This is a genomic window from Scopulibacillus cellulosilyticus (genome assembly GCF_042665295.1).
In the GTDB taxonomy this organism is placed as follows: Bacteria; Bacillota; Bacilli; order Bacillales; family Sporolactobacillaceae; genus Scopulibacillus_A; species Scopulibacillus_A cellulosilyticus.
The window spans coordinates 12,334-25,934 of record NZ_JBHTCO010000043.1; the positions used below are offsets into that span (position 1 = coordinate 12,334).

At 41.1% G+C, this 13,601-nt stretch carries 12 protein-coding genes and 1 pseudogene; 3 read left to right on the plus strand and 10 right to left on the minus strand.

The annotated features are described in order from the left end of the window. Nucleotides 1-47: 47 nt before the first annotated feature. The 4 genes from ACFQRG_RS19770 to ACFQRG_RS19785 all read right to left on the minus strand — a co-directional run bounded on the left by ACFQRG_RS19770 (nucleotide 48) and on the right by ACFQRG_RS19785 (nucleotide 5,218). Complete coding sequence (locus ACFQRG_RS19770; RefSeq protein WP_380969380.1) at nucleotides 48-1,646, minus strand: ABC transporter substrate-binding protein; 1,599 nt, start codon at nucleotides 1,644-1,646, stop codon at nucleotides 48-50. A gap of 17 nt (nucleotides 1,647-1,663) precedes the next feature. After that, nucleotides 1,664-2,632 (minus strand): ABC transporter ATP-binding protein, encoded by a 969-nt coding sequence (locus ACFQRG_RS19775; protein ID WP_380969383.1) that lies wholly within the window; start codon nucleotides 2,630-2,632, stop codon nucleotides 1,664-1,666. Between the two features lie 13 nt (nucleotides 2,633-2,645). Then, on the minus strand, nucleotides 2,646-3,626 hold the full coding sequence (locus ACFQRG_RS19780; protein WP_380969386.1) for an ABC transporter ATP-binding protein: 981 nt from the start codon (nucleotides 3,624-3,626) through the stop codon (nucleotides 2,646-2,648). Nucleotides 3,627-3,961: 335 nt separating this feature from the next. Beyond that, nucleotides 3,962-5,218 carry a DHH family phosphoesterase gene (locus ACFQRG_RS19785; protein ID WP_380969388.1) on the minus strand — a complete coding sequence of 419 codons (1,257 nt, stop codon included), beginning with the start codon at nucleotides 5,216-5,218 and terminating at the stop codon, nucleotides 3,962-3,964. Between the two features lie 194 nt (nucleotides 5,219-5,412). Between ACFQRG_RS19785 and ACFQRG_RS19790 the strand changes: the two genes are divergently transcribed. The 3 genes and pseudogenes from ACFQRG_RS19790 (at nucleotide 5,413) to ACFQRG_RS19800 (ending at nucleotide 7,932) form a co-directional block, all read left to right on the plus strand. Continuing rightward, nucleotides 5,413-6,174 (plus strand): SDR family oxidoreductase, encoded by a 762-nt coding sequence (locus ACFQRG_RS19790; protein WP_380969390.1) that lies wholly within the window; start codon nucleotides 5,413-5,415, stop codon nucleotides 6,172-6,174. A gap of 48 nt (nucleotides 6,175-6,222) precedes the next feature. Continuing rightward, a complete protein-coding gene (locus tag ACFQRG_RS19795) occupies nucleotides 6,223-7,152 on the plus strand; it encodes an extracellular catalytic domain type 1 short-chain-length polyhydroxyalkanoate depolymerase (RefSeq protein WP_380969392.1) in 930 nt (309 codons plus the stop codon). 193 nt (nucleotides 7,153-7,345) lie between these two features. Beyond that, a pseudogene (locus tag ACFQRG_RS19800) lies at nucleotides 7,346-7,932 on the plus strand (hypothetical protein). Nucleotides 7,933-8,080: 148 nt separating this feature from the next. Here ACFQRG_RS19800 and ACFQRG_RS19805 read toward each other — a convergent pair. The 6 genes from ACFQRG_RS19805 to ACFQRG_RS19830 all read right to left on the minus strand — a co-directional run bounded on the left by ACFQRG_RS19805 (nucleotide 8,081) and on the right by ACFQRG_RS19830 (nucleotide 13,510). Beyond that, a complete protein-coding gene (locus tag ACFQRG_RS19805) occupies nucleotides 8,081-8,314 on the minus strand; it encodes an indolepyruvate ferredoxin oxidoreductase subunit alpha (protein WP_380969394.1) in 234 nt (77 codons plus the stop codon). A gap of 48 nt (nucleotides 8,315-8,362) precedes the next feature. Beyond that, nucleotides 8,363-9,232 carry a 2-oxoacid:ferredoxin oxidoreductase subunit beta gene (locus ACFQRG_RS19810; RefSeq protein ID WP_380969396.1) on the minus strand — a complete coding sequence of 290 codons (870 nt, stop codon included), beginning with the start codon at nucleotides 9,230-9,232 and terminating at the stop codon, nucleotides 8,363-8,365. After that, nucleotides 9,216-10,973 carry a 2-oxoacid:acceptor oxidoreductase subunit alpha gene (locus ACFQRG_RS19815; RefSeq protein WP_380969398.1) on the minus strand — a complete coding sequence of 586 codons (1,758 nt, stop codon included), beginning with the start codon at nucleotides 10,971-10,973 and terminating at the stop codon, nucleotides 9,216-9,218. The genes ACFQRG_RS19810 and ACFQRG_RS19815 overlap by 17 nt, the downstream gene beginning before the upstream one ends. A gap of 37 nt (nucleotides 10,974-11,010) precedes the next feature. After that, nucleotides 11,011-11,796 carry an IclR family transcriptional regulator gene (locus ACFQRG_RS19820; protein ID WP_380969400.1) on the minus strand — a complete coding sequence of 262 codons (786 nt, stop codon included), beginning with the start codon at nucleotides 11,794-11,796 and terminating at the stop codon, nucleotides 11,011-11,013. Between the two features lie 4 nt (nucleotides 11,797-11,800). Beyond that, nucleotides 11,801-12,622 carry an alpha/beta fold hydrolase gene (locus ACFQRG_RS19825; protein WP_380969403.1) on the minus strand — a complete coding sequence of 274 codons (822 nt, stop codon included), beginning with the start codon at nucleotides 12,620-12,622 and terminating at the stop codon, nucleotides 11,801-11,803. Nucleotides 12,623-12,724: 102 nt separating this feature from the next. Then, nucleotides 12,725-13,510, minus strand: coding sequence for an SDR family NAD(P)-dependent oxidoreductase (locus tag ACFQRG_RS19830; RefSeq protein ID WP_380969405.1), 786 nt, complete (start codon nucleotides 13,508-13,510; stop codon nucleotides 12,725-12,727). Nucleotides 13,511-13,601 lie beyond the last annotated feature (91 nt).

Genomic DNA, 13,601 nt, shown 5'->3' on the forward strand with positions numbered 1-13,601 from the left:
ACAGTTTGGGGTCAGACCCCCAAACTGTGGATATTTCTCAGTTATGCCTACTTAAAGTAGACGTCGTCGAATTTATCGGTGCCGGTTGGGTGAGGTTTGAAGTTTACAAGATTTGATTTGCCTAAAAGGACCGGCTCAGCGTATACAAGCGGTACCCACGGTGCATCATCGTGAACAATCTTTTGAACCTTTTTATAGAGTTCATCACGTTTGGCTTTATCTGTTTCCGATTGCGCTTCAATATTTAATTTATGGACTTCTTCATTCGCATAGCGTGAATAGTTGTTGCTGCCGATGGCATCCTTATCAAGGAGCGTATACAAGAAGTTATCCGGGTCCCCGTTATCTCCTGTCCATCCCAGGATATACATAGGCGCTTCACCTTTTTGTACTTTTTCCAAGTAAGTAGACCATTCCATATTAACGATTTTGGCATCTACACCGATTTTCTTAAAGTTGGCTTGGATTGCTTCGGCTGTTTTCTCCGGTGCCGGCATGTAATCTCTTGGATTCGACATTGTCCATAATTCAGTTTTAAATCCATGCGGATAGCCTGCCTCAGCTAATAGCTTCTTAGCCTTTTTCAAGTCGAAGTTATATGGCTTAATATCTTTGTTATATCCTTCAATACTTGGCGGCATTGGATTTGTAGCCGGTTTAGCATTTCCTGCAAAGAAACCTTCAATAATAGACTTTTTATCTACCGCATAATTTAACGCCTGACGAACCTTTTTATTATTAAACGGTTTCTTTTCTACATTAAATCCCAGATAAGCGACGTTCATCGGCGGGCGTACAAATTCTTTAATATTTTTATTATTTTTCAAGTCTGCTGCATCACTTGGGTTCACCCCGTCCATTAAATCGATTTCGCCATTCTTTAAAGCGTTTAGACGAGCTGAATTATCTGGAATAACTTTAAAAATAAGACGGTTAAGCTTTGGTTCACCTTTTTTCCAATAATTATTATTTTTTACTAATGTAATAGAATCTTTGGCTTGCCAGCTTTTAAATTTAAATGGGCCGGTACCGACAGCCGCTTTCTTACCATAGTCATCGCCGTATTTCTTAAGTGCGGCTGGACTTGCCATCGCAAATGGCGTCATCGCCAAGTTTTTCAAGAATGGTGCGGAAGGGTGATTTAATTTAAAGACAACAGTATTCTTATCCTTAGCTGTTACACTGTTAATAACATGGCCTTTATCCCCTTTAAAGCCGCCGAACATTGAAGCATAATAGGCGAACTTCCCGGCATCATGGCTATTCATCCAACGATTAAAGTTATAAACAACAGCATCGGCATTAAAATCAGTGCCGTCCTGGAATTTAACGCCTTTTCTTAAATGGAACGTATAAGTTAATCCATCAGGCGACACGTCCCAGCTTTCAGCGAGTCCCGGACCAACCTTTGTCGTTTGCCCTTTATAATTGACAAGGGTATCATAAATATTTTTCGTGACTTTAAAAGATTCACCATCTGTGACAACCGCCGGATCAAGCGATGTTGTATCAGCGCCGCGCCCGTAGACCAGTGTATCTTGCTTTTTACTGCTTGACGTTTTTTCGCTTGAGCCTGATGAACACCCCGATAAAGCTATTGATAAAATAAAAACAATTGCAACAGCCATTGCCAATAACTTCTTCATAAAAATCCCCCTTCGTTTTATACATATAAATGACAAGCTGCTAACCGCCCGTCACTAAGTGCTGATAACTCTGGTTTTTCAGTTTTGCATTTATCCATAACCATTGGACAGCGATTATGAAAGACACAGCCTTTAGGCGGATCGGCCGGGCTTGGTACATCCCCGGATAAAATGATTTTTTCTTTCTTGGCATCCGGGTCCGGGACAGGTACCGCCGATAACAAAGCTTGCGTATATGGATGCTTAGGGTCATCATAAAGTTGGTCACTCGTCCCCAATTCCACAATTTGCCCTAAGTACATCACACCCACACGGTCGCTGAAATGATGGACAACACTGAGATCATGTGCAATAAATAAAAAAGTTAATGAAAATTGCTCCTGTAAATCGGAAAGAAGGTTCAACACCTGTGATTGCACGGATACATCGAGCGCTGACACAGGTTCATCAGCAACGATCAGCTTCGGCTTAACCGCAAGCGCCCGGGCAATACCAATTCTTTGTCTTTGCCCGCCGCTGAATTGATGCGGATAGCGTTTGGCATGGTAACTGCTTAATCCGACAACTTCCAAGAGTTCTTTGACCCGCCGTTTTCTTTCTTTCTTATCACCAAGCTTATGAACAATCATTGGCTCTTCAATGATTCTTTCAACGGTATGGCGGGGATTTAATGATGCAAAGGGATCTTGAAAAATCATTTGAATGTCTTTTCTAATAGCCCTTAGCTCCCTTTTCGCAAGCTTTGTCACTTCTTTTCCAGTGAAAACAATGCGGCCGTCAGTCGGTTCTATTAATCTTAAAAGCATTCGGCCAGTCGTTGATTTCCCGCAACCGCTTTCGCCAACAAGTCCAAGCGTTTCCCCTTCGTAAATAGTAAAACTGACACCATCAACCGCCTTGACATGTCCCATCGCCCTTCTTAAAATGCCGCCTTCAATTGGAAAATGTTTTTTTAAATTTTCTACTGTTAACAGAGGCTCTCCCATATGCTCCTTCCTCCTACCCTTCTTGATACAACCAGCAACGCACGCCATGATTATTGTTATCTTGATCTTTGATCAAGTGAGGCTCTTCTTTAATGCATCTCTCTGTTACATATTCACAACGAGGGGCAAATAAGCATCCGGATTTTATTGTGCCTGGTTTGGGTACGCTGCCATTAATAGAATAAAGACGTTCTTTCCTATTTCCCATATCCGGGACTGAACGAAGGAGTCCTTGCGTATATGGATGTTTGGGATGGTTAAAAATGTCCCGAACCAATCCTTCTTCGACAATCTTTCCAGCATACATTACAACAATTCTATGGCACATTTGAGCGACAACCCCTAGATCGTGGGTGATCATAATAATGGCAGTCTCAGTTTCTCTATTAAGTTTTAACATCAATTCAAGAATCTGCGCTTGGATCGTTACATCGAGCGCTGTCGTCGGTTCATCCGCAATTAAAACTTTCGGATCACACGACATAGCCATCGCAATCATGACACGCTGCCGCATACCGCCGGATAATTGATGCGGATAATCCTCTAACAATTCCTTCGCCCGGGGAAGTCCGACAAGCTGGAGCAGTTCGACAGCCCTTTTCGATGCTGCTTTTTTCGAACATTTTTTGTGAATGCGAATCGCTTCGATTAATTGACTGCCTATAGTAAATACAGGATTTAAAGAAGTCATAGGTTCTTGGAATATCATTGCAATTTCGTTGCCGCGAATGCGTCTCATCTTTGCTTCGGATGCATATGTAATATCATCATCTTTATAGTAAATATGGCCGCCGATGATCTTCCCCGGCGGAGACGGCAACAGCCCCATGACCGAAAGCGAGGTGACGCTCTTACCGCATCCTGACTCCCCTACAATCCCTAATATTTCCCCTTCCTTGACGTAAAAATCGACACCATCTACTGCCGGAATCTTGCCTTCATCTGTAAAAAAGTAAGTTTTTAATCCTTGTACATCCAGTACAGGCTTTGTCACATTACCAACCCCCCTTTCTTTATTTAATAGAATTGATACATAGTCATAGATACGACCCATGTATCATCTATTAATTTTAACTAAAAGCCATTCGAATAGCTACTAAATTTTGGACAATTCAGATAGTTTGACAAAATTAGAAGTTCTTCTCCATTTTTCTTGGGGTCTGACCCTGTGAACTGTGGATAGTGTGGATATTGTGAATAACCTCGTCATTAAAATAATAAAGTTTAAGATACAGGCAGTCTCGCTCTCTGTCTTTAAAATTAAAACTGTCGCTAACACCGCTGCCTGTTAATTTATTCTTATCGTAAAACTGAAAAATCAGCTGTTGGTTAGTCACCCAACAGCTGATTTTTATCGGTCCAAATTCCTTGCATGATGCCGTCAAAACTTGTTCTGACCTCTTCCTCTGTATACGGCAAGGCTCTTGTTAATTGGTGAATGATATCATCATCATACCTTAACCATGAGGCATACTGCCGCTTAAGATAACGTTCCGCTTCATCAAATGATGGAAAGACCCGATCGATTCGCAAGCCTGCGTGAATAATTTCCCACTCATTTTCATAAAGGGGTCTTATGAAAGAAATATCCCCTTTACGATTAATAAAGCATGTACTATACGACGAACCCTTAACATTAAATTCATTCTGTTCCGGATCAGGCTTGATCGACGGCAGCGAATAAGCGTCAATAACGAATTTTTTGAACGCCTCTTCATTCAATTCGCATCCGGAGGCTTTCGGATGCCCGCCGCCGTTATAGTGCTTGGCGAATTCGGAAACATCAACATGATCATATATTGTTCGCAGACTCATTTTTTTCGTGCCAACGTTAACTATCGCAATCATATCCAGGTGCGGATATATTTTATTCAATGTATTGCCGAGCTCGGAATGATACTGCTCAGCATGAACAATTCCGACACAATAATCATCAATAAACGCTTGAATGATTTGCCAGCGTTTTGAATTAATATAGCGTTCAATTTTTTTCTCTTCTATATCCAACAGCGTTTGTTCAGTATCAGATAATGAAAAATGATCGGGATCTGACATCAACCGCTGCAACATCTCCGATTCAAATTGATCCCTGCCGATTATGCCAAACAAATCATTCAAACGCTTTGCTTCTGTATTATCATTCGCCTCCCAATCCCATGTATCATATTGCCTGACAAGCTCAATAAAAGTATCCAAAGCTTCTGTTGGATGAATAAGGTTCTTTTTTATTAAATAGTGATATAAAAGTGACGCCGCACAAGTCTTGGTTCCAGATGCGTCTTCAGGTTTTACCCATCCCCATTTATAATCGTTGAAATGCATGGCTGTGACATGATGATCAATCACTTGAACAAACTTGCCTTCATCGAACCGCTTAGCCAATTCTTTTTCAACTATTTCATTAACAGCAAGATCAGTAATATATATAGGCGTATCCTCATTCTTTGGATCATCTAAAAATCCCGCAACACGCTGATTGAGATTACGATACGTACAATAAAAGACATTTGCCTCATCACCAAAAGCAATTTTTGCTACAATTCCGCAGCTTATCCCATCAAGGTCGCTGTCTGTAAATAATTGCATAATATGTATTCCCGCCTTTCAATTTATGAACCCAGCTTTGGCTATAATTTCTTGCTCCACAAATATTATGTGAAAAAAAGAGCTGATTGATAAGTTTTTGCTAAAAATAATGCAATTTCTTCTGAAGGCAGGCTATCTCTAAATATTGAACAGACGAAATTAAAAGTATATATTGATAGGAGTAAAAAGTACATATGGTAAAGGACGTGACACAATTGACTAACATAAACGGAAAAGTAATCATCATTACAGGGGCAAGCAGCGGCATCGGGCAAGCTGCAGCAAAACTTTTAGCGGATAAAGGGGCTAAACTGGTCCTCGCCGCCCGCAGAGAAGATCGGTTAAAAGAATTACAGCTTGAAATCGAAAAGGCAGGCGGAACCGCTGTTTTCAAAGCAACTGATGTTACATCCCGTGAACAAATGAAAGCGCTCGCCGAAGAGGCTGTCTCACAATTTGGCCAAATTGACGGGCTTGTCAACAACGCTGGACTTATGCCGTTATCTTACATGAACAAGTTAAAAATTGATGAGTGGGACCAAATGATTGATGTCAATATTAAAGGCGTGCTTTACGGTATCGCGGCAGTGCTTCCCCATATGGAAGAGCGCAGGCAAGGACATATTATCAATATCTCATCATTAGCCGGGCATGAGGTTGGTATCGGCCATGCTGTCTACTCAGGAACTAAGTTTGCCGTTAGAGCGATCAGCGAAGGACTTCGTAAAGAAACTTATGATAAAAACATCCGGACGACAATTATTTCTCCGGGGGCCGTTTCTACAGAATTAAGCAACACAATCACTGATCCGGATATTATCGACATGTTCAATAGCGGCGAACCATTTACATTCCTGGAAGGTAAAGATATTGCCAATGCTATTTGTTACGCTCTTGAACAGCCGGAATATGTCGCTGTGGATGAAGTTATTGTCAGGCCTGCCGGTCAGCCTTAAGTTATTTTTTTCAAAAGTATATTTAAACGTTTTAAAGGGGGAATCAAGATGGGCAGCTTCACAGAGCACACTCTTGATGGATACAATTATAAGCTTTATGTACCGACCCATTATAAAAAAGGAAAACCTGTACCACTGATGGTCATGCTGCATGGCTGCAAACAAGATCCAGATGACTTTGCCAGGGGCACAAAAATGAATGATCTGGCTGAGCAAGAAAACTTTCTTGTCATTTACCCGGAAATGAATTCACTGTTTAACCCTTTTAATCCAACTGACTTTAATGTTGATAGATGTTGGAATTGGTTTTTAGATTTTAATCAGCATCGCCAAGAAGGAATGCCTGAGATTATCAAGGAAATGATCGATAATGTCATAGAAAATTACAGCATAAATTCAAATAAAGTGTACGCTGCAGGTTTATCTGCAGGCGCAGCCATGGCAACTATTTTAGGAGTGACCTACCCGGATGTATTCAGCGGTATTGGGGTTTGTTCCGGATTGCCTTACGATGCTGTTGATGTCTTTATACCGGTAGATCCGACAGCTCAGACCGCCTTAAATGTAATGATCCAAGGGACAGCAGATCCTTACAAATGCGGGAATGTCGCTTTTGATGAAATGGGCACTTACAAAAGAAAAATGCCTGTCATTGTTTTTCACGGTATTTGTGATACAACCGTTCATCCAATTAACGGTCAGCAAGTGATTATACAATGGGCACAAACTAATTTTCTTATTGAAGGCGGTCAAGGCAAAGCAGATGTCTTACCAGCATCACAAAAATCCGGTATTATAAACGAAAGAAGTTATACCCAACATGTCTACAATGACAAAGATGGAAAGCCGCTAATGGAGCTTTGGATGATTGATTTAATGGGACATAGTTGGTCTGGAGGGAGCCCTGATGGTTCCTACACAGATCCGCTCGGGCCTAATGCATCATCATTAATATGGAAATTCTTTTCGGGGGTCTGACCCTGTGAACTGTGGATAATGTGAATAGTGTGGATATTATTTTCAGAATTAATATAAGACACTTTTACGTAAATTAATATAAAACGTTGCCTTTAAGAAGGATTTTCACCCCCTTATCGTTAAGTATTATTTAATAAGCTTATAGGGGAATGTCATGCTGGTAGTGAAAACGACATAAAAAAAATCTGTAAAAATAAATGAGATTATCGACACGATGGCAACAGCTTTGAGTGAGTACTCCAATTCAAGAACTGTGACACCCGTACGAACAACACTGCCGATATCAGAAACTAACGGCAGTGTTTTGTTCATGCCCTCCTTGGCAGAATCTATTGGAGGCTTAGGTATAAAAGTCGTCACTGTCTTTCCGGAAAACAAAAAAGTCGGAAAAGATACGATACAAGGTGTCATATTTTTACTAGACGATAAAAGTTAAAACCTGGAATGCATATTAATGCAGTCGGTTCATTCCGTCCCGAAATTCAAGAGATTCCAAGTTTTATCTTGGAAATGGCTGAAAAAGTTGTTGTTGAATCCAGGGAAGCTGCTATAGAGGAATCAGGCGATTTATTAACCCCTATTAATGAAGGCATATTTAAAGAAGATGATATTTACGGGGAATTAGGTGAAATTGTTAATGGGATAAAATCAGAAAATAATCATGAGCTTACCTTTTTTAAATCCGTTGGTCTGGCAGTTGCCGATATTGCCGCAGCTAAGCTTGTATATGAAAGGGCTAAAGAAGCCGGATTAGGACAAAAAGTTTCATTGAAAAATTGATTTTTTGCATATCTTAAAACTCAAAACACATAATAAAAAAGACCATAGTAAGTGTGCCACAACTTATGGTTAAGATCACTTGCAAGGATAAAATTTAACGGCCAAAAATAGACCGCCTATAAACAGGCGGCCTATTTTTTAGATGCGTTTACTTAAAAAACACGGCATTTTTTTGAATAAATTCTTTTTCTTCTTCTGGCACATCTTCGTCTGAATAAATCGCCTCAACCGGGCAGACAGCTTCACATGCACCGCAATCTATACATGAATCAGGATCAATATAATACATATCATCGCCTTCCTGAATACAGTCTACAGGACAAGTTTCTACACATTCAGCGGCTTTTTCGCCAATACAAGGTGATGCAATGACAAATGGCATAGTTATCTCTCCCTTTTAAATATTTGCCTTTATTTAAAGTGATTCTTATTACATAAATTCTCCAACTAAATCTTTGAATTGATCTTCTTTTAACTGAATATCACTGCCAGCAAGTGATTCTTGACTGTAGCCTTTTGCAATGTCTTGATAAGATTTTTTCTCTTTGTTCTGATAGATAAGCCCTTTAACAAGACCGTTATGCGCCATCAACGTTTGCATGGCTGTTACTCTATCAGCAGGATCATAGTCTTCTATATCATTAAGATTGATTAAATTCTCTTTGAACCAGTCGTAAGTATTCACTTTGTTATAGGTAACACAAGGACTGAATACATTAATCAGTGAAAAGCCTTTATGCTGAATCCCTTGTTCAATAAGGGAAGTTAAGTCTTTTAAATCACTTGAGAAGCCTTGAGCGACGAAGGTTGCACCGGCTGTTAAAGCCATTTCCATAATCGAAAGCGCCGATTCAATGGATCCTGCCGGCGTACTCTTCGTCTTAAAGCCCACTTCACTCCTCGGTGAGGTTTGTCCTTTCGTTAACCCGTAAATTTGGTTATCCATGACAATATAAGTAATATCAATATTTCTGCGAATCGCGTGAATCGTATGGCCCATGCCAATCGCAAAACCATCGCCGTCACCGCCGGCGGCAATGACTGTTAAATCGCGGTTGCCCATTTTAACTCCTTGAGCAATCGGCAGCGCCCGGCCGTGAATGCCGTGAAAGCCATAGGAGTTGATATAACCGGATATTCTTCCGGAACAACCGATGCCGCTGATGACAGCGAGCGAATCAGGGGTTAATCCTAAGTTCGCTGCGGCCCGTTGGATGGACGCTTGGACAGAGAAGTCGCCGCATCCCGGACACCAGTTAGGACGAATATTGTTGCGAAACTCTTTAAACGTGACTGGCATGACTAACAACTCCTTTACATTCGTTATACACTTCCACTGGTTTAAATGGGTTGCCGTCGTATTTAAGAACGTTTGTTATTTTATCTCTGGCGCCAACGTTAAGTTTGACAAGACCAGCGAGTTGCCCTGTTGCGTTTTGTTCGACAACAACAACATGCCGGGCTTTTTCGATGAGCGGTTTTATCTCATCAACCGGGAATGGATGAATAAGACGGATATGCGCATGGTTGACACTGACACCCTCATTTTCAAGTCTTGCCTTTGTTTCTTCAATCGCCCCGCGCGTCGATCCCATGCCTATTAATAAAAGGTCAGGATTTTCATGTTTGGCATCGATATAAACCGGTGTTTTAAATTTAAGGCTGTTAAGCTTTCGAAGCCGTTTATCCATTTGGATTTTCCGGTTTTCTGCCGTCTCAGACGGTTTGCCTGTTTCGGCATGCTCGACGCCTGTCACATGGTGAAGACCGTTTTTCATACCTGGAATCGTCCGCGGCGATATGCCGTCAAGTGTATTTTCATAGCGCTTAAATCCTTCGTTTTTATCAATTTCAGGCAGCGGTTGACCGTTCATAAGTTTACCGCGGCGAATCTCAATTTTATCGTAATCAAATGGGTCAACACTCTGCTTGCCTAAAGAAAGCTGCAAGTCAGACAAGAAAATCACCGGACATTGGTACTCTTCAGCAATGTTAAACGCTTCAACCATATCGTAAAAAGCTTCCTCAACAGTGCTTGGCGCCATAACAACTTTCGGGATTTCCCCATGGGTCCCGTAGACCATCGCCATAATGTCAGATTGTTCCTGCTTAGTCGGAAGCCCTGTACTTGGGCCGCCGCGCTGCGTATCAACGACAACGAGCGGTGTTTCTGTCATACCAGATAACCCGATTGATTCAGTCATCAATGACAGACCGGGTCCCGCAGAAGCTGTAAACGCCCGGACACCGCTGTAATTGGCACCGATCGCCATTGTTGCAGCAGCTATCTCATCTTCCGTTTGAATGACCGTTCCGCCGAACTTCGGCAGTTTATCAATTAAATATTCCATAATTTCACTTGCCGGTGTAATCGGATAAGCACTCATTAAGCGGACACCGGCTGCAATGGCACCCATAGCTATCGCATCGTTGCCAATCATATACATTCTTTGTTTGCCGTCCCCAGGTGCCAGGGTCAGTTCATCAATAGGTCCGCCGGCTTCACGATTAAAGTACTCTGCACCCTTTTCAATCGCTTGAATATTACTTTCAACTATTTTGTCGCCTTTACGGCCGAAAATTTCCTTAACAATAGAATGATAGTTTTCAAGCGGAATGCCCAAAGCAGCACCGGAAGCCCCGACCGCTGCCATGTTCTTCATGAGCGATGTTCCAAGTTCTGTCGCAATCTTTGTAAACGGCACTGCAAATAATCTCGCTTTGCTTTCATCCGGATTAACCGGCTTGAATTTTTCATCAGCGATAATGATGCCTCCTTGACGCAATTCTGCAAAGTTAACATCGATGGTTTCTTGGTCAAACGCAACTAAAATATCCAAGTCATCTGATACAGAACGCACTTTTTCAGTGCTGACTCTTATTTTATTATTGGTATGCCCGCCTTTAATACGAGAAGAAAAGTGGCGGTACCCATACAGATGGTAACCTAAGCGGTATAAAGCTTTGGCGAAAATTTCACCGGTGCTTTCGATACCTTCCCCCTGTTGGCCGCCGACTTTCCATGAAAGCTGATTAATCATGATTCCCCACTCCTTAAAAGATTCCTAGAAGTTATTTTTAGACAGAAAGACGGTTATTGGCAATGGCCGAAATTTCATTTGCAATCTCGCGTACTTTTGGTATGCATACTTGATTTAAAAATTCATCTTTTAAAGCTGAATCCGGGGCTGCTATATTAACAGATGCAATAGGCGTTTCCTTACTGTTAAAAATTGGCGCAGCGACCGAGTTTATTCCAGCTTCGTAGCCTCCAGTACTTAATGAATAACCATTTTCCCGTATCGTTTTTAACTCTTCTTTTAGTTTAAAAATCGTCGCTGGGTCTTCATTCACTTTTTCCATATATTCCGGAGATAAGACTTTATTTTTTTCTTCTTCTGATTGATAGGCCAAAATAACTTTACCTAATGTCGTAGCAAACGCCGGCAGCCTGGTCCCTACCGAAATATTAACAGTTGTTGTCATTTTCCCTGGCAATCTTTCAATGTAAACAACTTCACAACCGTCCATCACGCCAAGGTGTACTGATGCACCCGTTTCATCCCGGAGTTTTTCCAAATAAGGTTGAGCAATTTCCGGAAGCTGTAATGAATTCAAATAGGCAAATCCTAATTCCATCACTTTTGGCGTCAATTCATACCTTTTTGTCTGTTCATTCTGGCGAAGGTACCCCATAGATTGTAATGTATATAAAATCCTGTACGGCGTTGTTCGGCCGACGCCTAAGTGATTTGAAATTTCCGCTAAAGACAGAGTTTGGCACCTGGTGTTAAATAATTTAAGAATTTCCAGTCCCCGTACTAATGAATTAGAAAGATACCGATCTTTTTGATCGTTTTCCATATCATCAATTCCTTTCTAGAATTCGCTTCGTTTGTTCAATTTTACACAAAAAATTGATAATATGGTAATTAAATTGGTCTGGATCTTCCAAGTAACAAAGATGTCCGGTATGAGGAATCGTCACAAATTCTGATTTAGGAATTAATGAATGAATCATTTCTGATTCACTGACAGGCGTTACTTCGTCCAACTCGCCGCACAAAATTAAAGTGGGAACATTGACTAATGGATATATTTTCATTTGATTCACATGATATAAAGAATAGGCTGCAGAACTATATCCTGCCGGCCGCGCTTCTGACATGATACTTTTTGCAAGCTCTCTCACTTCATCGCCGGCGTAAGAAGATAGTAACTTTTCAGTTCGTTCCTCCGCTAACTTGCGCGGATCCAGATGATTAATAGAATACAAGCGATTTTTCAGCTTCTGCTCATTTTCTTCAGGATCCAAAGCTGCTGAGCCCCTTGTCGCATCCGCAAGAATCATAGCTCTGATAAAGTTCGGATAAAGATTATATAATGATATTGCTGTTGCTGCTCCCATTGAATGCCCTAAAAGGTAAATTTCTTGCACATTTATTTTATCCAGGAATGTTTTAAGGACTTTAGCAAATTGTCTAAACTCGGTAATTGGTTCTTCAGGATCTGAGCTTTTGCCATAACCGGGGGCATCCCATGCGATAACTTTAAAGTAATTTTTTAATACATTTATTTGTTTCGCCCAAGAACGGGAATTATTCCCCATGCCATGGAGTAAAACAAGCGTCGGCCCATCCCCTTCTATTTCATAATGAATAACAAGATCATTTACATTTTGGTAAGGCATAATTCCCACTCCTCGTTTATAGTTTGTCCCGGTTCAACTAACCATCAGCAGGGGATGTATAAAACACCTCTGATGAAAGTTTCACTTAATTAGGCGGCATCATTATGATAAACCCCTTACACTTAGACCTCCATCGCTCGAAATGACCTCACCTGTCATCGCCAGAGATTGATCAGAAGCAAGCAATACATAAGATGCAACGTGATGTTCAGGTTCCATAAACATTTTCAGCGGGTTCCTATTTCTTATACTTTCTTTTTTATCATCAACTGATGGTGCAGAATAATAAGGCCTTAGACTTGGGGCAACGCTTAGTTCTGTAATCGTTCCGCCAAGCGCCACACCGTTAACTCTTATATCCGGCGCCAATTCAAAAGCCATTTGTCTCATAAGTCCGAGTTCGGCATGCTTACTGGCCGTATAAAGCACACCTCCTCCGTCAGGGTAAAAACTTGCGCCGGAAACTGAAAAAATAACCGTTCCTTTACTCTTCAAAAGCTCAGGTATTGCCGCTTTTACCCCAAGTAAATATCCCTTAACATTAATATCAAGGATTTCATCATAGGCTCCCTCTAAAACTTGAGGAGATATATCCGTAAATTTTTTAAAACCGTCAAAAATACCAGCATTCAGGACTAAGGTATCTAATTTTCCAAATGTTCGGGCAGCAAGGGAAACGGCTTTTTGATTATCTTCAAAATATCTGACGTCACCGCAAACGGAAATGACATCACTGCCGAATTCATCATTTAATGATTGGAGTTTTGACTCGGAAATATCGAGAACACAAACCTTTGCCCCTTCTTGGATAAACCGTTTAACGACAGCGCGCCCTATTCCGGAGGCCCCTCCGGTTATAAGAACTGCCTTATCTTGTAACCAACCCATAGGTATCACCATTTCTAAAATGTTTTCAATATAGTTATAGATAATGAAATTTTTGCATGTCCAGCTTATTGAGTAATCTTTGAATAAAGCG

Excerpts from the sequence above, each read along its gene's own strand:
- ACFQRG_RS19775 (WP_380969383.1), bottom strand. The coding sequence starts at position 2,632 with ATGGGAGAGCCTCTGTTAACAGTAGAAAATTTAAAAAAACATTTTCCA.
- ACFQRG_RS19820 (WP_380969400.1), bottom strand. The coding sequence starts at position 11,796 with ATGGAAAACGATCAAAAAGATCGGTATCTTTCTAATTCATTAGTACGG.
- ACFQRG_RS19830 (WP_380969405.1), bottom strand. The coding sequence starts at position 13,510 with ATGGGTTGGTTACAAGATAAGGCAGTTCTTATAACCGGAGGGGCCTCC.
- ACFQRG_RS19815 (WP_380969398.1), bottom strand. The coding sequence starts at position 10,973 with ATGATTAATCAGCTTTCATGGAAAGTCGGCGGCCAACAGGGGGAAGGT.
- ACFQRG_RS19790 (WP_380969390.1), top strand. The coding sequence starts at position 5,413 with ATGGTAAAGGACGTGACACAATTGACTAACATAAACGGAAAAGTAATC.
- ACFQRG_RS19785 (WP_380969388.1), bottom strand. The coding sequence starts at position 5,218 with ATGCAATTATTTACAGACAGCGACCTTGATGGGATAAGCTGCGGAATT.
- ACFQRG_RS19805 (WP_380969394.1), bottom strand. The coding sequence starts at position 8,314 with ATGCCATTTGTCATTGCATCACCTTGTATTGGCGAAAAAGCCGCTGAA.
- ACFQRG_RS19825 (WP_380969403.1), bottom strand. The coding sequence starts at position 12,622 with ATGCCTTACCAAAATGTAAATGATCTTGTTATTCATTATGAAATAGAA.
- ACFQRG_RS19810 (WP_380969396.1), bottom strand. The coding sequence starts at position 9,232 with ATGCCAGTCACGTTTAAAGAGTTTCGCAACAATATTCGTCCTAACTGG.
- ACFQRG_RS19795 (WP_380969392.1), top strand. The coding sequence starts at position 6,223 with ATGGGCAGCTTCACAGAGCACACTCTTGATGGATACAATTATAAGCTT.
- ACFQRG_RS19770 (WP_380969380.1), bottom strand. The coding sequence starts at position 1,646 with ATGAAGAAGTTATTGGCAATGGCTGTTGCAATTGTTTTTATTTTATCA.